Origin of the sequence: Virgibacillus litoralis (genome assembly GCF_017873675.1) — a bacterium.
GTDB classification, from domain to species: domain Bacteria; phylum Bacillota; class Bacilli; order Bacillales; family Amphibacillaceae; genus Lentibacillus; species Lentibacillus litoralis.
Genome location: NZ_JAGGKK010000032.1, coordinates 1 through 22652, shown reverse-complemented (window position 1 = coordinate 22652; position 22652 = coordinate 1). Strand labels below are relative to the sequence as shown.

The 22652-nt window shown below is 36.1% G+C and carries 20 protein-coding genes; 18 read left to right on the top strand and 2 right to left on the bottom strand.

Going from position 1 to position 22652, the window contains the following annotated elements; all coding sequences use genetic code 11:
• The first annotated feature begins 735 nt into the window (after positions 1–735).
• From J2Z82_RS18600 to J2Z82_RS18540, 13 genes are all read left to right on the top strand, one after another.
• Entirely contained in the window at positions 736–1368 is a 633-nt protein-coding gene (locus tag J2Z82_RS18600) for a TetR/AcrR family transcriptional regulator (protein ID WP_209482298.1), read from the top strand.
• A 78-nt stretch (positions 1369–1446) separates the two neighbouring features.
• On the top strand, positions 1447–2589 hold the full coding sequence (locus tag J2Z82_RS18595) for an acyl-CoA dehydrogenase family protein (RefSeq protein ID WP_209482295.1): 1143 nt from the start codon (positions 1447–1449) through the stop codon (positions 2587–2589).
• Positions 2590–2614: 25 nt separating this feature from the next.
• Entirely contained in the window at positions 2615–4249 is a 1635-nt protein-coding gene (locus J2Z82_RS18590) for an AMP-binding protein (protein ID WP_209482294.1), read from the top strand.
• 14 nt (positions 4250–4263) lie between these two features.
• On the top strand, positions 4264–5619 hold the full coding sequence (locus J2Z82_RS18585; protein WP_209482293.1) for an acetyl-CoA carboxylase biotin carboxylase subunit: 1356 nt from the start codon (positions 4264–4266) through the stop codon (positions 5617–5619).
• 13 nt (positions 5620–5632) lie between these two features.
• The gene (locus J2Z82_RS18580; protein WP_209482292.1) at positions 5633–5845 is read left to right on the top strand and encodes an acetyl-CoA carboxylase biotin carboxyl carrier protein subunit; all 213 of its coding nucleotides are present in this window, start codon (positions 5633–5635) and stop codon (positions 5843–5845) included.
• Positions 5846–5971: 126 nt separating this feature from the next.
• Positions 5972–6871: a hydroxymethylglutaryl-CoA lyase gene (locus J2Z82_RS18575; RefSeq protein ID WP_209482291.1), complete on the top strand. Its 900-nt coding sequence runs from the start codon at positions 5972–5974 to the stop codon at positions 6869–6871.
• Positions 6872–6890: 19 nt separating this feature from the next.
• Positions 6891–7673 carry an enoyl-CoA hydratase gene (locus J2Z82_RS18570; RefSeq protein WP_209482290.1) on the top strand — a complete coding sequence of 261 codons (783 nt, stop codon included), beginning with the start codon at positions 6891–6893 and terminating at the stop codon, positions 7671–7673.
• An 18-nt stretch (positions 7674–7691) separates the two neighbouring features.
• Entirely contained in the window at positions 7692–9221 is a 1530-nt protein-coding gene (locus J2Z82_RS18565; RefSeq protein ID WP_209482289.1) for an acyl-CoA carboxylase subunit beta, read from the top strand.
• 347 nt (positions 9222–9568) lie between these two features.
• Entirely contained in the window at positions 9569–10027 is a 459-nt protein-coding gene (locus J2Z82_RS18560) for a flavin reductase family protein (protein ID WP_209482288.1), read from the top strand.
• Between the two features lie 17 nt (positions 10028–10044).
• Entirely contained in the window at positions 10045–10524 is a 480-nt protein-coding gene (locus tag J2Z82_RS18555) for a CBS domain-containing protein (protein WP_209482287.1), read from the top strand.
• Between the two features lie 222 nt (positions 10525–10746).
• On the top strand, positions 10747–14382 hold the full coding sequence (locus tag J2Z82_RS18550; RefSeq protein WP_209482286.1) for a dynamin family protein: 3636 nt from the start codon (positions 10747–10749) through the stop codon (positions 14380–14382).
• Between the two features lie 4 nt (positions 14383–14386).
• Positions 14387–15256 carry a 5'-3' exonuclease gene (locus J2Z82_RS18545; RefSeq protein ID WP_209482285.1) on the top strand — a complete coding sequence of 290 codons (870 nt, stop codon included), beginning with the start codon at positions 14387–14389 and terminating at the stop codon, positions 15254–15256.
• 400 nt (positions 15257–15656) lie between these two features.
• On the top strand, positions 15657–16040 hold the full coding sequence (locus J2Z82_RS18540; RefSeq protein WP_209482284.1) for a DUF302 domain-containing protein: 384 nt from the start codon (positions 15657–15659) through the stop codon (positions 16038–16040).
• Positions 16041–16094: 54 nt separating this feature from the next.
• On the opposite strand, the gene J2Z82_RS18535 is transcribed toward J2Z82_RS18540, so the two are convergent.
• A complete protein-coding gene (locus tag J2Z82_RS18535; protein ID WP_209482283.1) occupies positions 16095–16934 on the bottom strand; it encodes a COX15/CtaA family protein in 840 nt (279 codons plus the stop codon).
• 235 nt (positions 16935–17169) lie between these two features.
• Between J2Z82_RS18535 and J2Z82_RS18530 the strand changes: the two genes are divergently transcribed.
• The 4 genes from J2Z82_RS18530 (at position 17170) to J2Z82_RS18515 (ending at position 21019) form a co-directional block, all read left to right on the top strand.
• A complete protein-coding gene (locus J2Z82_RS18530; protein ID WP_209482282.1) occupies positions 17170–18012 on the top strand; it encodes a gamma-glutamylcyclotransferase family protein in 843 nt (280 codons plus the stop codon).
• 64 nt (positions 18013–18076) lie between these two features.
• Complete coding sequence (locus tag J2Z82_RS18525) at positions 18077–19387, top strand: D-serine ammonia-lyase (protein WP_209482297.1); 1311 nt, start codon at positions 18077–18079, stop codon at positions 19385–19387.
• 17 nt (positions 19388–19404) lie between these two features.
• Positions 19405–20328 (top strand): cysteine synthase A, encoded by a 924-nt coding sequence (gene cysK / locus J2Z82_RS18520; protein WP_209482281.1) that lies wholly within the window; start codon positions 19405–19407, stop codon positions 20326–20328.
• Between the two features lie 25 nt (positions 20329–20353).
• A complete protein-coding gene (locus J2Z82_RS18515; RefSeq protein WP_280923010.1) occupies positions 20354–21019 on the top strand; it encodes a DNA alkylation repair protein in 666 nt (221 codons plus the stop codon).
• 25 nt (positions 21020–21044) lie between these two features.
• On the opposite strand, the gene J2Z82_RS18510 is transcribed toward J2Z82_RS18515, so the two are convergent.
• On the bottom strand, positions 21045–21200 hold the full coding sequence (locus J2Z82_RS18510; RefSeq protein ID WP_209482280.1) for a hypothetical protein: 156 nt from the start codon (positions 21198–21200) through the stop codon (positions 21045–21047).
• A 142-nt stretch (positions 21201–21342) separates the two neighbouring features.
• On the opposite strand from J2Z82_RS18510, the gene J2Z82_RS18505 reads away from it, so the two are divergent.
• The gene (locus J2Z82_RS18505; protein WP_209482279.1) at positions 21343–21987 is read left to right on the top strand and encodes a DUF3889 domain-containing protein; all 645 of its coding nucleotides are present in this window, start codon (positions 21343–21345) and stop codon (positions 21985–21987) included.
• The last annotated feature ends 665 nt before the right edge of the window (positions 21988–22652 follow it).

Sequence of the window (22652 nt, the reverse complement as noted above, 5' to 3'; positions counted from 1 at the left end):
GATCGACTAAGACCGCCGCTTTGCGCGGCAACGTCGACCCACCCGCAGCGCTGAGCGCAGTCCATACGGCGCTGAACAGGCGCTTGCGCTTTTGTTCTTCTAACAGCTGTTAATAAACTAATAGCCATTAGCTTTGGCGGACACAGGAGCGCTTATTTAAATATATTCGAGTGAAATATGGAAATTCAAGCAAATAAGGTATCTGGTGTCCGCTTAAACCTTCATATTGCTTGTTTACCATAAAATAAGGTCCCTCAATGTCCGCTAAATTGTTCCAGGCATTTCTCCGCTATTTTTTTGCTTTCGTACAACAACGACAATTGGAGTTACCAAGCGATTAAAGACTAACCCTTCTTATGGTCATACGTCATTTGATGTAGTTTGTATTATTTTTTTCAAAAATAATACTTTGTGTAACTATATTCGATTCTAAGGTATAAGAAGTGGCAAGAAAACATCGACAATTTTGTGGAAATTTAAAAATACTGAGTTTAACCGCTAAGGTAGTTGGGTTTCATGATGATTTGGCTGAATTAAGGTACTCTATCCTTAGAAAAGTCGGCAATCCCTTAGTGGTGTGATAGCTTAGTTGAGAAAGTAGTTATACATTCCTGCCTATTTATAGAGGCAGTTTCCTGCTTGAAACTGGCCTTCTGTATCTTAATCATACTGATTTCTCTTTATAAATTCAGAAAAATATGATAAGGTAATATTAAATTTGTGGAAGGAGGGTTTATAACGGGTTTAAGAAAGAAGATAATCCAAGAAGCATTATTAATGTTTGAAAAATATGGCTATCATGGCGTTACAGTCAATCAAATTGTGGAAAATGTGGGTACTTCTAAAGGTGGGTTTTATCATCACTTTACATCAAAAGATGAATTATTGTTTGTTATTCACGATACATTCATAACCTATGTTCTGGAAAAAGCTACAATTGCGAATGAAACGTATAAGTCACCAACGAAAAAGCTGCAAGCAATAATAAAGGATTTTGTGAAAGTATTCGACCTTTATAAACCACACATCTCTGTTTTCTACCAGGAAAATATTTACTTAAAACCAGAATATGAAATACTTATTAAGAAAAAACGTGATCAGTTTAAGCAAATTATTATTAGAGCGATAAGGGAAGGAAAGGAATGTGGTGAATTTCGAAAGGATTTACCTGTAGAGATTACCGGAATGGCGATACTCGGGATGGTGAATTGGGCATATAAGTGGTATAAACAATCCGGCCCAAAATCGATTGACGAGATTGGCGATATTTTCGTTGATTTAATCTTACATGCAGTACTAACTGTCGAAACTTTATCGGAAAGTAACTACTTAGATCAATTGATAGAAAAGCCTTTTTTTACCAATTGAAAGAAACCGCTTTCTTTTTTTATTGAAGCGGGCAGACCAACCAGTCGGTCTTATTGTTAGATTAATAGGAGGTTTGACATGAATTTTGAATTAACAAAAGAACAAACGATGATCAAAAAAATGGTTCAGGATTTCGCTGATAATGTAATAAGACCCAGGGCAGTCGAAATTGATAAACAAGCAAAATTCCCAGAAGATATATTTAAACAAATGGGAGAGCTTGGTTTGATGGGAATTCCATTTCCTGAAGAGTATGGAGGTTCAGATGGGGATACATTATCTTATGCATTAGCTGTTGAAGAAATTGGTAAGGTATGTGGCAGTACTGGACTGAGCTATGCAGCAACAGTATCACTGGGTGCAAGTCCCATTTACAATTTTGGAACAGAGGAACAAAAAGAGAAATATTTAACGCCAATTGCACAGGGAAAAACACTTGCAGCATTTGGATTAACAGAACCAAACGCTGGTTCTGATGCCGGTGGAACAAAAACTACCGCGGTTGTAGATGGCGATGATTTTGTAATTAATGGAGAGAAATGCTTTATTACTAATGCTAATTATTCAAATACAATAACTGTTACAGCCGTTACTGGTAAAGATGACAGAGGTAAAAATATTATTAGCGCAATAATTGTACCGACGAATACTGAAGGTGTAACAATCAACAGTAATTATGACAAAATGGGGGTCCGTGGTTCGGATACTGCTGAAATTGTATTGGATAATGTACGTGTACCACAGAAAAATTTACTGGGAGATCCTGATAAAGGATTTAAGCAGTTTTTGCACACATTAGATGGCGGAAGAATTTCAATAGCTGCACTAGGCCTAGGAATAGCTCAAGCATCCTTAGATAAGGCACTAGAGTATGCTAAAGAAAGAACACAGTTTGGTAAATCAATTTCCAGTTTTCAGGCAATACAATTTAAACTTGCTGACATGGCAATGGAAACTGAACTGGCTCGGAATATGGTACACAAGGCCGCATGGCTGAAGGATAATAATAAGCCATTCTCTAAAGAAGCAGCATATGCAAAACTTTATGCTACCGAAACTGCATTCAAAAACGCAAACCAGGCTATACAAATTCACGGTGGCTATGGCTATATGCGCGAATATGAAGTTGAAAGATATTTGCGTGATGCAAAATTACTGGAAATCGGGGAAGGAACATCTGAAATACAACGTATGGTAATTGCTAGACAGTTAGGATGCTAGTAATACCGATGAGGGGAGAAAATTCATGTCTTTACTAAACTTAACAGTTGGAGAGTTACTGGAAAAGCAAGTGAATTTATATCCAGATCAGGAAGCGGTTGTCTACCCGGAACTAAACTTAAGAAAAACATATAAAGAATTTGATGAAATGACCAATAAAGCTGCAAAAGGCCTAATGTCACTAGGAATTGAAAAAGGGGAAAACGTAGCCATTTGGTCCGATAATAAACCGGAATGGCTCACCAGCCAATTTGCTACAGGTAAAATGGGTGCAGTTCTTGTTACAGTGAATACAAGCTATCAGGCGAAAGAGCTTGAATATCTATTAAAACAATCTGAGTCAACAACACTTATTTTAGCAGAATCATATAAAGGAACTTCTTATGTCGATGTGTTGAAGCAGGTATGTCCTGAGTTTGAGGGTGCGAAAAAGGGAGAGTTACATTCAGAGAATGTTCCGTTTTTACGGAATGTCGTTATAATAAGCGATGATAATTATTCCAATGCCTATACGTGGGACGAAATGATCCAAAATGGAAGTAAAATTTCCGACGAAAACCTTGATGAACGAAAAAAGACATTACACCATCATGATGTTATCAATATGCAATACACATCAGGTACAACTGGATTTCCAAAAGGTGTCATGCTGACCCATTCTAATATCGTTAATAATGGAAATCAAATTGCTGACTGTATGAAATTAACGAATAAAGACCGGCTATGTATTCCAGTTCCGTTTTTCCACTGCTTCGGGTGTGTGTTAGGAGTTCTGGCAGCTGTATCCAAGGGTACGACAATGGTAATAGTAGAGCAATTTGAAGCTGAAAGGGTTATGAAAGCTGTTTCAGATGAAAAATGCACTGGATTACATGGTGTGCCAACTATGTTTATTGCAGAATTGAATCATCCTAATTTTTCAAAGTATGATTTTTCTCATTTACGTACAGGTATTATGGCGGGTTCAACCTGCCCAATCGAAGTAATGAACGATGTTATGAATAAAATGGGCGCGAAAGAAATCACAATCGCTTATGGACAAACCGAATCATCACCTGTGATCACCCAAACAAAGACAGATGATCCTGCCGAACTTAAAGCGAGTACAGTAGGTAAGGTTCATCCAAACGTTGAGGTGAAAATTATAGTTCCAGGCACAAATGATGAACAGGCTCAAGGAGTACCCGGTGAATTATGCACCAGAGGCTACCATGTGATGAAGGGTTATTATAACAACGAGGAAGCAACAAACAATGCAATCGATAGTGATGGCTGGTTACATACTGGTGATTTAGCTGTCATGGATAAAAATGGGTACATGAAAATCACAGGCCGTATGAAAGATATGATTATCCGTGGCGGTGAAAATGTATATCCACGTGAAATTGAGGAATTTCTTTATCAGCATCCAGATGTTCTTGATGTTCAGGTTGTTGGTATACCAGATAAAAAGTATGGTGAAGAGGTAATGGCATGGGTAATTTTAAGAGATGGTGGAAAGGCAACTGAAGATGATATTAGAGCATTCTGCGAAGGCAATATTTCGAGGCACAAGATACCAAGGCACATAGCATTTGTAGATGAATATCCAATGACTGCAAGCGGTAAAATACAAAAATTCAAGCTAAAAGAATATGCAGTCGAACAAATTGGGCGATAGGAGAGATCGAGCTTATGATAAAAAAAGTACTTATAGCAAATCGCGGGGAGATAGCAGCTCGTATTATCCGGACTTGTAAGAAGCTGGATATACAAACTGTAGCTGTCTACTCAGAAGCAGATCAAAAAGCACCTTTTGTATCAATGGCTGATGATAGCTTCTTACTTGGCCCTCCACGTGTTAATGAAAGTTACTTAAATATCGATAAAATAATTTCAATTGCAAAAGAAGCTAATGTAGATGCGATACATCCAGGGTATGGATTTCTGAGTGAGAGTGGAGATTTTGCTGAGAAATCCCGACATGCAGGAATACAGTTCATCGGACCAACAAGTAAAGTTATGGAAAAAATGGGCAGTAAGATTGAAGCAAGAAATGCCATGAAAAAGGCCGGTGTTCCTGTTGTTCCGGGAACTGATGGTGCTATTGCATCTGCGGAAGATGCGATTGAAATTGCGAAAGATATCGGCTACCCCATTATGCTAAAAGCTTCTGCAGGTGGTGGTGGTATTGGTATGCAGGTTGTACAAACGGACGAAGAGCTTATGAAAGCATTCGAAAGTAACTCAAAACGTGCTCAGACATTTTTTGGCGATGGGGCTATGTTCTTAGAGAAGAAATTGGATAATGCCAGACATATAGAAATACAGCTTCTAGCAGATAACCATGGAAATGCAATCCATTTATTTGAGAGAGAATGTTCCATTCAGCGCAGGAATCAAAAAGTAATAGAAGAAGCTCCTTCATCGTTTATATCTGACAGAACTCGTCAATTAATGGGTGAAGCTGCAGTAAAAGCGGCAAAGACCTTAGGATATACCAATGCTGGTACAATTGAGTTTCTAGTAGATGAAGAAGAAAATTTTTATTTTCTGGAAATGAATACGAGAATCCAGGTTGAACATCCAATAACAGAAGAAATAACTGGCCAGGATATTGTTGAACACCAGATTGCTATAGCAAACGGAGAAGAACTCTCGGTTAAACAATCCGATTTACAAATTGATGGTCATGCAATAGAAGTACGAATCTATGCAGAGGATCCAGTTACGTTCTTTCCATCACCAGGACATATTTCTGTATTTCAGATGCCAGATGGGAAGCACTGTCGTAATGAGGTTGCCGTAGCAGATAATTATGATGTAACTCCATATTATGACCCTATGATTGGAAAATTAATAGTCAAAGGGTCAACTAGAGACGAAGCTATTTCATTATTAAAAGAAGCCTTATTGACATACAAAGTAGAAGGTATAAAAACGAACATACCGATGTTGCTGGCTATTGTTGATAATGAAGAATTTAAAAAAGGAAACACGACGACAGGGTTTGTTCAAGAATATTATTTACCACAAGTTAAGACAAAATAAGGAGGAATTTATCATGAACGAAGTTAAAGCATCAATGGCAGGAAGTGTATGGAAAATAACAGTTAATGCAGGTGAAAAAGTTGAAGAAGGACAGGATGTCGTTATTCTGGAATCAATGAAAATGGAGATCCCAATTGCTGCTGAAGCAAGTGGAACAATAAAGGAATTGAAAGTGTCAGAGGGTGATTTCGTCAATGAAGGTGACGTAATTGCCACTATAGAATAGCATTCAAATTTAATCGCAGTTAAGAAGCTATAAATGCTTTCTTAACTGCATAAGTACAACTAAGGCTTTCGCCATTAAGGCTTGGCGATAAGCCAAGTTTTCTAAGAATAGATAGGAGGGTTGCGATTGAACTTTCCAAATCAAGTTAACATAAAAGAAGTGGGTCCACGTGATGGACTGCAGAATGAGGCTGAACTGGTTCCGGCAGATGCAAAAATTGAATGGATAAATATGCTTTCTGACACCGGAGTTCCCTATATTGAAATTTCATCCTTTGTACATCCTGACTGGATTCCACAGCTGAAAGATGCAACTGAAATCGCACAAAAAATTAAACGAAATCCTGATGTTACCTATGCCGCCTTAGTCCCTAATAATAAAGGACTAGATCGAGCTTTAGAAGTAAACGTTGATGAGATTTGTTTGTTTCTCTCAGCCAGTGAGACACATAACAAAAACAATATAAACAAAACAATTAACCAAACTTTACCGATTATAGAAAATGTCTCCAGAAAGGCTAAGCAGTCTAATAAACAAGTTAGAGGCTACGTTTCTACGGTTTTTGGCTGTCCTTATGAAGGTGATATTGATATTGAAAAAGTTATTTCCATTTGTGACAAGTTATTCACAATGGGGGCAGATGAGATTTCTATTGGGGATACGATTGGTGTAGCTGATCCAGTTCAAGTGGATAAAGTGCTTACAGAACTATTAAAATACTTTCCTAAAGAAAAGCTTGCAATGCATTTTCATGATACAAGAGGGACTGCACTTGCAAATGTCTTAGTATCATTAGATCATGGTATAACAAACTTTGATAGTGCAGTTGGTGGCCTTGGAGGCTGTCCATATGCTGAAGGTGCATCAGGAAACCTTGCTACTGATGATTTATTATATATGTTACATCGGATGGGCATTGAAACGGGAATGAATATTGATAAAGTGATTGAATCGGCATTATACATTGAAAATTATGTTTCAAATCTTTCCAGTCATCAAATGAAAATAATAAATAGTGAACGATAGGAAAGGAGAATAGTAAATCGTGGCAGCGCTTATAGAATATAAATTAGTAGAAGACCATATTGCAGTCTTAACACTTAATAGACCTGAAGCTATGAATGCGATGTCAAAGGCACTACTCGATGAACTGAACGAATATGTCCATCAAATAAACATGAATGATGAAGTTCGTTGCACCATTATAACTGGATCTAATGAAAAATCTTTTTGCGCCGGAGCTGATCTTAAAGAACGAAAAGGAATGTCTGAAGAACAAGTGATTGCTGCCGTTAACTATATTGGTGAAACTGTAACAAACATTGAAAATATGAAAATGCCAGTTATCGCCGCTATCAACGGAGTCGCTTTCGGGGGCGGTCTTGAACTAGCATTAGGTTGTGACCTTCGTATTTCAGCTGACCATTCGAAGGTAGGGTTAACGGAGACATCGCTAGCCATTATACCAGGTGCTGGTGGAACACAACGACTTACACGATTAGTAGGCTTAGGTCAGGCAAAACGACTTATTTTTTCTGCTAAGCCGTTAACAGCTAATGAAGCACTTGAAGTCGGATTGGTAGAACAAGTTGCAGAATCACATACATTACTAGATGAAGCTATAGAAATGGCAAAACAAATTACTAAAAATGGACCAATTGCGCTAAGACAAGCAAAAGCGGCCATCAATAAAGGTATTCAAACAGATATTAACACTGGTTTGGCTATTGAACATTTATGCTATAAAGAAACAATACCTACCGAAGATCGAATAGAGGGTTTACAAGCATTTAAGGAAAAACGCAAACCTGTCTATCAAGGTAAATAGAAGCAAGGAGGGCACTAAATGTCATATATTGAAGAATTCAAACAAAGAATAGAAGAAATAAAAACAGGTGGGCAGGAAAAGTACCACCAGAAAAATGAAGAAAAAGGCAAGTTATTCGTTCGCAAACGTCTGGAATTACTATTCGATGACCAAATAGATGTTGAAGATGCATTTTTTGCGAATTGTATGGATGAATCTTTACCATCAGATGGAGTTGTGACTGGAATCGGCCAAATTGGCGGTCAGGCTGTCTGTGTTATGGCAAACGATTCTACAGTAAAAGCTGGATCATGGGGAAAACGAACTGTTGAAAAAATAATCCGCATACAGGAAACAGCTGAGAAATTGGAAATACCAATGCTTTATCTTGTAGATTCTGCTGGAGCAAGAATAACTGACCAAATTGAAATGTTCCCTGGACGTCGTGGCGCTGGTCGAATCTTTCATAACCAAATAAAGCTGTCCGGCCGCGTACCACAGATTTGTCTTTTATTCGGACCTTCTGCGGCAGGTGGGGCTTACATTCCAGCGTTTTGTGATATTGTAGTTATGGTCGAAGGAAACGCATCAATGTATTTAGGTTCACCACGTATGGCAGAAAAAGTTATTGGTGAAAAGGTTAGCCTTGAAGAAATGGGCGGTGCACAAATGCATTGTTCTGTTTCGGGCTGTGGCGACGTACTTGTAAAATCTGAAGAAGAAGCAATTGAATACACAAAAAAATACATTGGCTATTTCCCAGCTAACTTCAGAAATAAGCCTAATGTTGCCGATTCCAAGGAGATTAAAGCGTTTGAAAAGTCGATCATAGATTTAATTCCGGAAAATCAAAACGCTCCATTTAACATGTATGACTTTATTGACCGGATAATTGATGAGGATAGTTTTTGCGAAGTTAAAAAGAAATTTGCACCAGAATTAATTACTGGACTTGCCAGAGTTAATGGAAAATCAGTAGGAATTATTGCAAATCAGCCAAGAATGAAAGGTGGCGTCTTATTCCCGGATTCAGCAGATAAAGCTGCCAAATTTATTCAATTGTGCGATGCATTTAATATTCCATTATTATTCCTGATGGATATTCCTGGCTTTATGATTGGTACAAAAGTAGAACGTGCAGGTATTATTCGGCATGGTGCTAAAATGCTAGCAGCAATGAGTGAAGCAACTGTACCGAAAATCTCAGTAGTCGTACGCAAAGCCTATGGTGCAGGATTATATGCAATGGCTGGCCCTGCGTTTGAACCAGATTGCTGTATAGCATTACCGACTGCTCAGATTGCAGTTATGGGACCTGAGGCAGCCGTAAATGCTGTATACGCGAATAAAATTGCAGAATTACCAGAAGAAGAAAGGCCAGCATTCATAAAAGAAAAACAGGAAGAATATAAAGACAATATTGATATTTACCGATTAGCTTCAGAAATGGTTGTTGATGCAATTGTGGATCCGGATAAGCTAAGGGATGAACTTATAAGCCGCTACAAAATATATGAGGCAAAGAATGTTACCTTTACGGAAAGAAAACACGGTGTTTATCCAGTATAAATAAGTTATAAGGCTTTGGTAGAGATACCAAAGCCTTATTCTATGTCCACGAAACTATAAAATTTAAGTGCATAAGGCATGTTTATAGCAAAATATCAATCTTGTCATAGTATATAGAAATACTCAAAGCTCAATTTGATTGACCATAATTTTATTATGTAAACTAAGGTGATTAAAAAACTTGGCTTACCGCTAAGCCGCGATACAGATAAGCATTAGTTGCACTTATGCAGTAAGAAAGTATTTATACTTTCTTTTCTGTCAAAAAACTCTATTTATTTCAGTTTTTCTTTATAAATGATATTCTAAACTAGAAAGTTTTAGAAGGAAAGAGGGGATACTTCGTAATGGATAATAGACTTTTTCGTGATGCCATGGGTAAATTTGCAACAGGTATCACTATAGTAACAACTGAATATAATGGGGAAATCATGGGAATGACCGTAAATGCATTTATGTCCGTTTCATTGGATCCAAAATTAATCGCCATATCAATTGATGAAAAAGCACGGATGTATGATAAATTACAAGAAACCAAGAATTTTGGATTAAGTATATTAACAGAAGATCAAAAAGAATTATCTATGATATTTGCTAAACAAAAGGATAGTGACAAAGATATTTCATACTTAAGACAGGATAATATTCCTGTGATAAAAGATTCTATTGCGACGCTTTCATGCCGTGTCAAGGAAACAGCTGATGCCGGTGATCATAAGATATTCATTGCTGAAGTAACAGACGTAAAAATGAATGGTGGAGATCCTGTGCTGTTTTATAATGGTCAATACCATACGCTTAAATAATGTAAAGGGGTGCCCATATGAAAATAAAAGATTTTATGATAACAGATATTATCAGTATAACGAAGGATAAAACGATAAAACAATTGTTAGAGACATTAGTAAACAATAAAATTGGTGGGGTACCTGTAGTAGATGACCAAAATCATTTAATTGGTATGATAAGTGATGGAGATGTTATTCGTTGTCTTCAGCCTAAAGGCAGAACAGTATATGACATGTTCACAATTGTCCTAGTAAGCCAGGAGGAAGACTTAAGCCAAAAGATCAATTATAGTATTAATAATAAAGTCGAAACGATTATGAATAAAAGACATACCCATACAGTGCACCCGGATGACAATCTGGAAGAAGCCTTAACCATTTTATCTAAATATCATTTTAAGAAAATCCCTGTAGTAGATGAGAATTCAAAAGTAGTAGGGATTATCAGCCGAGGGGATATAATTCGCTCTATTTCTACAAAGATTCTTTCAACTAACGATGGGGAAATTTCTTAGATAGGAGATAAATCACCTAAATATTCGTATCTTTCCATATTTCCATTGTGATGGCCATTAATTTTCTTATGTTGCACACTTAAATTAATAATAACAAGCACTACATATCATTAAATATTTTGAAGGTTAATTGTATAGATAATTTAATTATAGAGGGTGGAAATAAAGTCAGGAATTCAGTATAATAGTTGAAAGAATTGCTAATTGGAAGGAATTTTCTTCATGATCATAACAGAACAAAACCAAACTCAAACTAATCTTCAGCACTTAGCTGCACTATATCAGGTAATGGTTGAAAATGATGATTTAAAACATGCTAATAAAATTCTGGATGTCTATGAAAAACTTAATAGACAAGAATTAATGATCAGCTTTGCTGGTCATTTTTCTGCTGGAAAATCATCGATGATTAATAATCTGCTAGGAAAGTCTATATTGCCGAAAAGCCCTATCCCTACAAGTGCAAATGTCGTTAAAATAAAGTCAGGTAAAGGATTTGCACGTGTTTATTTTCATGATAAAGCCCCAGTAGAATATGAAGAACCATATGATATTGACATGATTAAAGATTATGCAAAGGATAAAGCAAGCATCAAGGAAATAGAGATTAATACAAGGGAAGAAATTCTTCCTGATGAATGCGTTATTATTGATACACCAGGAATAGATGCCGCAGATGATGCCGATCGAATCATGACAGAATCATCATTACACCTTGTTGATGTGTTGTTCTATGTTATGGATTATAATCATGTGCAATCAGAAGTTAATTTACAATTTTTGAGAAAAGTACAAAAAAATAATATTCCGTTTTATATTATTATAAATCAGATTGATAAACATGATGAAAGTGAATTAACCTTTGAAACATTCAAACAAAAAATTAAACAAACGTTTGATCAATGGAATATATTTCCAAAAAATGTTTTTTATTCATCCCTAATAGATAGTAATGCAACCTATAATGAATTCCCAATAATCAAAGATAAACTTACTGCACTGATGACATCTGACAAGAAATTTACCTTAAACACTGAACGATCTGTTACACAGGTTATTGATGAACACAAGCGTTATTTGGATAGCATTTTTGAGGAAAAACTGGCAGAAGTTTCACCTGGTGAAAGTGACACGTATGAAAATGTATCAATGCAATTAGAAGATATTAATAGTATTGTTTCAAACCTCAAAGCCAAACCCAAGGAAATGGAAAGAGATTTCTTAGCAAATTTAAATACAACTTTAAAAAATGCGTACTTGATGCCCTCAGATTTACGTGATAAAGCAGAACTATTTTTAGAATCACAAGCAAAAGACTTTAAGGTCGGATTGTTTGCTTCAAAAAAGAAAACGGAAGAAGAGAGAGAAACGCGTCTAAACAAGTTCTATAATCACTTACTGGAACGTATCGAAGCTACCATTCAGTGGAAACTTCGTGACAAATTTCTAAATCTGCTGAAGCAGTACAATATCCATGACCAAAAGCTTGAACAGGAAATCCAGCAATTCTCGGTTGATTATGATTCTGAAGCACTTATATCATTACAAAAGTCCGGTGCAACAGTTAATGGCGATTATATTTTAAATTATACAAATGATGTCAGCGCTGATGTAAAAAAGAAATACAAAATGGAAGCATGGAAATTATGGGATTTAATTTATAATAGTTTTATAGATGAAGTAAATGATAAAGTTGCTAAGTATGAAAAGGAGCAGCAGCAGCTTAACCAAGCTTTCTGGCAACAGCAAAAACAGTACGAACTGGAAAATAATCATTATGAGAAATATAAACTGATAGATGCTGCAATTGATTATCCAAATCCAAGTGATCAAATATGGAACCAAATAAATGATGAAATAGAATCTAGATATAAGACGGTTAAACAGGAAACTGAAAAGTTTAATACCAAGACTTCACCGGAAAAAGAAGTTGAAATTGAAACCGAGGAACAGACACAGAAAACTGTTTCGATAGATAATGTACTAAATAATATTGAAAATACAATTGAGACTATTGAAACGTTGCCAGGCTTTCAATCTGTCATTGATGATTTGAATAGAAAACAGACTCGGTTAAAAAACCGCTCGTATACGATTGCTCTATTTGGTGCGTTTAGTGCAGGTAAGTCATCATTTGCGAATGCATTAATAGGTGAAAATATATTGCCCGTTTCACCTAATCCAACTACAGCTGTGATTAATCGTATTAACCCAGTAAATGAAGCGTATAGCCACGGAAATGTTGTTGTTAAATTTAAAGATGAGCAGACACTTGTTGATGATATACGATCACTAACCAGACATTTTTCTCCAGAAGCGCTTAAGTTTGAAGAGCTGCTTGATTGGATTATGAAGAATAATATTCATCAGAGTGACCAGCTTCATCAAACACATCAGACATATCTTAATGCAATTATTGATGGATTCACTTACAATAAGGATGCTGTAGCACAAGAAGTAATAATTGGTATAGGTGAGTTTTCAAGCTATGTAACGGATGAAACTAAAGCATGCTATATTGAATCGGTTGACCTTTATTATGATTGCCCATTAACGAGAGATGGTATCACTTTAGTTGATACACCTGGAGCAGATTCGGTAAATGCACGCCATACAAACGTATCATTCGATTATATTAAGCATGCAGATGCCATATTATATGTTACGTATTACAATCATGCGTTAGCAAGGGCGGATAAAGACTTTTTAATGCAATTGGGAAGAGTGAAGGATGCCTTCCAGCTTGATAAAATGTTCTTTATCATGAATGCTGCTGACCTTGCTGAAGATAACTCGGAACTTAAGATGGTAATGAATTACATTGAAGAGCAACTAACACAATTAGGAATTCGTTTCCCAAGGTTATATCCAATTTCAAGTAAACAATCACTTCGGGAAAAGCTAAATAATGAAGTGCCAAATCATCAAATGAGAAATTTTGAGGAAACGTTTAACAACTTTATCCACTATGAATTAGCAGCACTCACGATACAGTCAGTCGGCCGGGATATTAATCGTGCTTCACAATCTATTAAAAATTATATAGACTCGTTACAATTAAATGCAGCCGAAAAAGAAAATTATCGTGAAGATTTATATAAGAAACAATCATCCTTAGAGCAATTGGTAGATCAAATTGATAATGATGTCTACGTACAAAAAATTAAACAGAAATTGGATAAACAGTTATATTATGTTCTGGAACGTGAATCAATTCGTTTTCATGATATGTTCAAAGAAACGTTTAATCCTACGACGATTACAGAATCAGGCAGGAAAGCCCAAGTACAATTGGAACAATGTCTAAGGAATCTGCTGGATTATGCTGGGTACGAGCTAATGCAGGAGTTACGTGCAGTCTCCCTTCGAGTAGAATCGTTTATCACTGGGATGAAAAAAGATATTCAGCTAGATTATTCTACTAAAAGCAATCTGATAGATAAGAACTTTCTGCTTCCTGATTTCGATGATACTAAGCTTGAAACACCTGCCTATTATCAGGCTTTTGCAGAACTCGATGTACAGACGTTTCATAAAGAGTTGAAAAGGTTCAACGGTACAAAAGCATTCTTTGTAAAAAATGAAAAAGAACAAATGAAGGAAGACATATTTAATCGCTTATCCCCATTTGCAAAAAAATATATTGAAGAAGGCCATCTGAAAATGAGCGATGTCTATACCGAACAATGGAATGTTATACTGGATGATATGAAAGAGAAAATAAAACGTATCGTAAGAACCCACATTGATAATTACTTATCAATGGTAACTGATCAGCCTGTGGATATAGATACTTTGAAAGATAAGAATCGTATTATCAATTCAATAGTAGCTGAACAGGAGAAAATGGAGGCGTGACACTATGTCAAAACAAAGTAATGTATTGCTAGTTGACGGAATGGCGTTACTCTTTCGTGGATTTTTTGCCACTTCATTTCGGGGAAATTTCATGAAAAACAGTAAGGGCGTTCCAACGAATGGTATCTATCAGTTTTTGCGCTATTTTTTGGACGCAGTAGATAAGTTTGAACCAACACACGTAGTTTGCTGCTGGGATATGGGTAGTAAAACATTTCGAACAGAATTATTTGATGGATATAAGGCTAACAGATCGGCTCCGCCAGAGGAGTTAATTCCTCAGTTCGATCTTATAAAAGAAGTAGCAGAGGCATTTAATTTGCCGAATATCGGGCTAGAAAACTTCGAAGCGGATGATTGTATCGGAACGTTGGCAAACCAATATGCGTCTGAGAATGAGGTTTTAATTCTTACTGGCGATCAGGATATACTCCAGCTTGTAGATGAAGGTATCAGTGTTGCAATCATGAAAAAAGGGCAAGGAAACTATGATGTATTTAGTCATGAAACATTCTACGAGAAAAAAGGTATACAACCAAAGCAAATGATTGATCTCAAAGGATTAATGGGAGATACATCTGATAATTACCCTGGGGTCAAAGGTATTGGAGAAAAAACTGCCTTAAAATTGATACAGGAATATGAAACCATTGAAAATATACTGGAAAATATTGATAGGTTGCCAAAAGGAGTGCAAACGAAAATAAGTGAGAATTTAGATATGCTTCACTTATCAAGGAATTTGGCTGAAATCAGGTGTGATGTACCTATTGAATGTTCCTTAGAGCAAGCAAAATGGAGTTATGACAAGAAAAAAATAGAAGAGAAATTTACGGATCTAGAATTTAATAATTTATTAAAATTGGTTAATTAGGATAGTTGAAAATGCAAAGCATGCTTTGCATTTTTTTATTGTCTAAGAAGCTATAAAATTTAAGCACTTATTATAAATCGCGTTAGAGTTAACCCATACAACAGAATAATTCCTTTCTCATTGCAAAAGTGCAACTAAGGCTTATCTATATTAGGGCATACAGGTAAGCAAATTTTTCTATGCTTTTGGTGCATAGCCGTTACTATTTAATACAATCGGACGGTATATACGTATAGGTGCAAGGGTATAATTTACATTGATTAAATATACCTATGGGTGTACTGGTATATACCATCGAGAATGTTTACGGTTCTTAGTGACGGGGTATATACTAATAGGTGTATAGGTATGTTAGAATGGTGTTGAAAGAGAAAAATTATACTTAGAAGGAGGCATTTAAATGTTTGACTATACCGTTGAGACATCTAAGAGTATTGACGATGCTGTGGAATCACTTGAATTAAAATTAAAAGAGGATAGTTTTGGGGTGCTTTGGGATTTTGACGTAAAAAAAACCTTAGAGAATAAGGGGCTAGATTATGAACCGAATTATCGTATTTTGGAAGTGTGTAACCCTAAAGCTGCAAAGGAACTACTTGAAAAAAATCACATGGTTGGTTATTTTCTTCCTTGCAAAATTACGGTTTATGAATCTAAAGGTAAGACTTTTATAGGTATGCCCCGACCAACAGAGTTGATAAAACTTACTAAAGATAATTCACTTTATGATTTTGCCTATGATATCGAGAATACATTGATAAAGGTTATGGACGCTGCAAAATAGCAAAATAGTGTAATTTAAAAAGGAACTCATATAAGGCTATATGAGTTCCTTTTTTTATCTCCTGGACATAATTCTTGCTTCTACTATTACTGCAAAGAGTAGAGTTCCTATAGCAAGGTGTAAAACTGCCATGGAAAGTGATACAAAAGAAAGTATCGTTGCAATACCTGCAATTATTTGTAAAATTACTGCGACAAGAGCAACCACCATCCTCTTCTTTAATGGGTGGTTATGTTCTTTGAATATCTGAACAGCTAAAAATATTATGTAACCTGTTACAATAAAGGCTAGAGCACGGTGGGATGTTTGTAATATCTCGGGTAGTGAGGCAGGTAGTACACTGTCATCACACCCAAGCCATCCACATGAAAGACCATAATGCTGGTGCTTTATATATGCTCCTAATCCGATCGTGATAAATAATAATACACTGAGTAAATCTAGATGTTTTATCAAAGAGCTTCCTATTTTATTCTTTGGTTGATTACTTCTCCAGAACCAGATTAATATTGCCATAGTTATCATAGCGATAAGTAAATGGATTGTAATAATAATTGATGGAAGATGATAAAAAACAACGATTGCTCCCATAATTAATTGAAGAATTAATAAGCCGAGCATCCAATTAACAACTTTAACTTTGATCATGCTCTCATTTTCTTTTCTTACTTTGATAAATATAATGACAGTCATGAAGAATAAAATAGCTCCAATAACACGATGACCAAATTCTATCAATGTATCCCCTTGTAACCCCGGAATTATTTGGCCGTTACATAATGGCCACTCTGGTCCACAGCCCATCCCGGATTCTGATGATGCAACATAGCCACCGAAAACAATTAACAGATACGTTAGTAACACTGTGATAAATACAAACTTTTGTTTAGACATTACAACACCCCTTCCCCTTCATTTATACGAAAACATTCACAGTTTAGCAGAAGTAGGAAATATTGATTGTGCTCTGTATCACTTAAATAACGTTTTGTTAAATTTCTAGCCAGTTAAGAAAGTCTAAATTCTTTCTTACTGTATAATTACAACTAAGTCTTATCTATATTAAGGCTTGGCGATAAGCTAAATTTTCTAATAAAATAAAGTAAAGAAAAATTTTAGGAGGAACATGATGCCGTATGTATTTGTGTATGGAACGTTAAGAAAGGGAGAGCGAAATCACTATTTTTTAGATGGTGCTGCATGTATTTTTAAGCAATGCCGAACTAACGGATCTTTATATGATACAAACAATGGATATCCGGTCATGAAAGAAAATAAATCGAATTGGATATATGGTGAATTATACGAGGTAACAAAAACACAGTTGAAAGCAATTGATAGGTTAGAAGGTTTTGAGGAAGGCAACCAGGATAATTTATACAATCGAACTACTGTTCCTGTATACAACGATTCCGGTGAAGAAATATGGGCAATCATTTATACTGCTGGTCAAGCATTACATAAGTCCACCAAACGAATACTTTCAGGAGATTGGCTAGTATACAATTATTTAAAACAGGATGAAATATTATATTTTGCCTATGGTTCTTGTATGGATGACGAACGATTTAAACTGGCGGGTGCAGACCAATACTTTGCTAATTTAAAAGGCAGAGGAATCTTATATGGATTTGAATTTAAATTCTCAAGAAGCACACATGATGGTGGCAAGGCAGACTTGGTTGAAAATAGTAAAGAAAAAGTGGAGGGAAAAGTCTATCAAATACCAAATGAGGCACTAGAATACTTGTATAAACGGGAAGGCGTTTATGCAAATGCCTATCGCCCTGCTATAGTGTCAGTTACAATTAACAGATTGATATTTCAAGTCATTACTTTTATTGGTATGGAAAAATCAGCTGAAACGAAGCCGACTGAGTTGTATGCAACTGAAATTATTCGAGGCGGGTACAGTCTGTTAAGCAACGAATATCTCCAAAGAATTCAACAGAAAATCGATCGTTTTAATTAGAATTGGATTCAATGTCATGATAAAATTTGAATAGGAGATAGTAATAACAGGAAGGGTGATTCAAATAGTCTATTCACAGCAGGAATTAATCGAATGGAAAAATAAGTACCCTATACTAAAAGATATAATTAACTTAAAACCAGTACTTTGGATGAATCCAAATATACAAAACAAAGGAAATTCAAGTACTTTCTCGTTAACAAGAGATGACATGGATAACGCAGAGTTATTATGGCAGCGTTTTGCTCCATTTATAGTAGAAGAATTTCCTGAAACAAAGCAGTCAAAAGGAATTCTGGAATCACCTTTACAAAGGATATCTTATATGGAAAGAGAAATTTCAAATTCTTTTAAAGGCGAGTTCTATTTAAAATGCGATAATGACCTGCCTATTGCTGGTTCAATTAAAGCAAGAGGTGGAATATATGAAGTATTACAGCATGCTGAATCATTAGCTTTTGAAGCAGGATTGTTAACTGGTGGTGAGAACTATGGAATATTATCATCCAAAAAATTCAAAGAGTTTTTTAGTCAGTATTCGATTGGAGTCGGGTCTACAGGCAATTTAGGATTAAGTATTGGTATAATCAGTGCAAAGCTTGGATTCAATGTGTTTGTTTATATGTCAGCGGACGCAAAGCAATGGAAAAAGGACCTGCTTCGCCAAAAAGGAGCAACAGTTCATGAGTTCACCGGTGATTTTAGTGAGGCAATAAGTGCAGGAAGACAGAAGACGACACAAGACCCTAAAGCTTATTTTGTTGATGATGAGGATTCTAAGCATTTATTTTTAGGCTATAGTGTCGCAGCATTAAGGCTTGAGAAACAACTTGAGGAAAGAAATATAAAAGTAAATGAAGAACATCCATTGTTCGTTTACCTCCCATGTGGTGTCGGCGGGGCGCCGGGTGGAATTACGTTTGGACTAAAACAAGTTTTTGGGGATCATGTACATTGTTTCTTTGTAGAACCAACACATTCGCCATCAGTATTGATCGGTTTACTTACTAGGAAAATGAGCAAAGTGAGTGTTCAGGACTTTGGAATTGATAATCGGACAGAAGCAGATGGTTTAGCTGTAGGACGTCCATCTAGCTTTGCGACAGCCATTAGTGATCGATTGGTCAGTGGTATTTATACAATTGAAGACAATGAATTATATAAATTGGTGGCATTACTAGCGGATTCTGAAGGAATATTCTTAGAACCGTCTGCAACCGCTGGACTTGTTGGACCACAACGAATTCATGATTATGCCAACGAAAAGAAGTTAGATGTTCATAATGCAATACATATCTCATGGGCGACGGGTGGAGCGCTCGTACCAGAAGAAGATATGAAAGATTTTTATGAAAAAGGGAAAAGTTTATTATAGGAAGGTTGTCTTAACTTATGAGAGTAGCACAAAACATAACAGAACTAATTGGAGAAACACCTGTAGTTCGTTTAAACAATATTGTACCAGAAGAAGCAGCAGATATTTTTATAAAGCTGGAATCACAAAATCCCAGCAAAAGTGTAAAGGATCGTGCGGCTTATAATATGATAAAGGCTGCGGAGGATAAAGGAATAATTAAACCCGGAGATACAATCATCGAACCAACTAGCGGGAATACTGGAATAGGATTAGCAATGAATGCAGCAGCAAAAGGTTATCAAGCAATTTTAGTAATGCCTGATAATAGCACGCAAGAACGAAGAAATATTTTAAAGGCATTTGGTGCGAAAGTTGTGCTGACACCAAGCAAAGACAAAATGCCAGGTGCGATTGAGAAGGCAAAAGAATTACAGAAGGAAATTCCCGGAAGTTTTATACCACAGCAGTTTGAAAACAGCGATAATCCAGATATCCATCGCACGACCACTGCATTAGAGATTTTTGAGCAGATGGATGGTGAATTGGATGCGTTTGTTGCTACAGCAGGAACAGGTGGCACAGTAACGGGTACTGGAGAAGTGTTGAAAGATAAAATCCCTAATTTAGAAATTACCGTTGCAGAACCAAAGGGATCGCCGGTATTGTCAGGTGGGGAACCTGGTAAACACAAATTAGTTGGAACAAGCCCTGGTTTTATTCCAGATATCCTAAATACGTCTATTTATGACGATATCATGTTGATTGATGATAAAGATGCAGTTGATATGTTTAAGAAACTCCCACAAACGGAAGGGATATTTATTGGATTGTCAGGAGCGGCGGCAGTATTTGCTGCTATTAAAGTTGCAAAACGCCTTGGTAAAGGAAAAAAAGTATTATGCATGGCACCAGATACAGGGGAACGTTATCTAAGTATGAATTTGTTCGAAAATAAATAGTCCGATATTAGAAGGAGAATACGTTTTGGAATATTTGATCAGGTTATTTGAGGAGAACCAGGACCAAGAACAAGCTATTCCTATGAATCGATATATGAAAGGTAAATTTCCTTTTCTCGGTATTAAAACACCCGAGAGGAGAGCTATAATGAAAAAGTTTTACAATGAAAGCGGAATTTTAAAAGAGCCCTTTCATAAAGAATTTGTATTAATGTTATGGAAAAAAGAAGAGCGGGAGTTTCAGAATGCCGCCCTTGACTATATTGACAGATCGTTAAAAAAGCTTGAAAAAGATGATATTTACTTTATCGAATATTTACTTACAACAAAGTCATGGTGGGATACAGTAGATATGCTAGCGCAGAAACCTGTAGGAGAGATTGCCAGAAACAACCCTGATGTAATTTCTGAGACGATTGAAGGATGGGCTTATGGAGATAATTTATGGCTCCGCCGAACAGCAATTCTTTTTCAATTAAAGTATAAAAATGAAACTGATGATAAATTATTGTATCGGTATATTAAACAAAATAAGAATAGCAAGGAATTTTTTATTCAAAAAGCAATTGGATGGGCCTTGAGAGAATATTCTAAGACAAATCCCGAGTCAGTAAAGCAATTTATTTCGGAAAATAAGCTGGCAAGACTAAGTGTTCGAGAAGGAAGCAAATATTTAAAGCAAACTACATAATTAATAGTAAAAGCTGGCGCTTAAGCTAGCTTTTTTTCGTTTTATTCATATTACTTGCTGTTTGTATATGCCTTCGTTTAATATTCCAGCAATAAACTCTTGGAAGCCCCCAGTAAACCCAATAGTCATGTAAAAGAGATGAACCAATAAATAGCATCATCTGCCAATCAAGATGTCTCATGGCATGCTCCTTTCCACCTAATTTATTATACTTTCAAATAAACTTGTCTAAGAACAATCATTTTAAACAAGGCTCCTGTAACAGGCCAAATATACGATGCATATATTATCTAGAATGTTTTACTTAAGACAGGAGGAAAAGTATGTTTTTTAATGATCCTTACAATAGAAATGTATATCAGTATGTAAATAATCCCTATTATATGCAGCAGCATGGACCATATAATAGAAACTATTATGACCATTACAACTGTCAACAGCCAATTAGAGGTCAAGCTACCTGGACAGAGGGAGGTCAGGAAACTAAATGTGGTATTCCTTGGTCTCAAAACCGCTATATGACAGTAGCGGTTGGCCAAAATTCCCCATACAGATGCCGTCAAACAATAAAAGTAAGAAACCCGCAAACAGGAAGAGAGCTTCTGGTAACTGTGGTGGATGAAGTTTCTGGTTATCCGCAAAACAAAATTAACCTTCATCGAAGAGCATTTGAAGCACTAGGAGCAAACACAGCACAAGGAGTAATTGAAGTTGAGATCATTGCTAACCCAGAATTAGAGCAGCAAAAATGGGGGAAGTATTTACTCGAACTTACTCAATTAGCTTATCCTGACTACAATATAAGAGAATACAACTTTATACGAGAAACTCAAGTATCTCCTACACAAACCCAAGAAACGTATGAATATACCTTGCAATCGCAACAAGAAACAATTAAAGTTCGAGGAAATGTTGTTTATAATCCGAACACAGATAGAATTGTTTCTTTTGACATTAGTGAAGTATGAAAATTTTATTTGTAATATCTGGTTAGCGAACAGTATGAATGCTGTTCGCTTTATTGATGCATCAGAAAACTCGGGTTATCAACAATCCTCAGTTGCATTAATGCAGTAAGGAAAGCACTTATAGCTTCTTTACTTCTAATAATAAATGAGGCTGGGACATAACTAAAAACCTCTACTTTAAAGGCGAATAATAACAGGATAGGTTGTTTAGAACGTTCATTATCAATGGTTGAATCTAATACGTAATCCCTATAAACTGAGTCATACTGTGGAAATATTTTTAGCCTTTTTTCTATTTCTTAGCACGTCTCTAGACTATTTGCTAATTGTTAGGATATGGTAGAGTGCTTCGACTCGTTTCGGCAGAACACTTCGCTTTCCATGGGCACGACCTCAGCCTCCTCAGAAGCACAGAACGCTTCTTCCGGGGTCTTTGGAACGTGCTGTTCCCATAGGAGTCTACGTATTCTGCCTCCACTGGTTAAAATGTCACCGTGAAGGTAAGTATTTTTCCATAGCTGGAATTAAAAAGAACTGAATGTGAGTACAATCCAGCGGAGGAAATACACGTAGACTCCCTCCGGAAAGGTTGATATACCAGTGATTAGAATGTGATAATTCTTTTATAAAATTTTTTTGTAGTTAAAGAACGACAGAAATCTTTC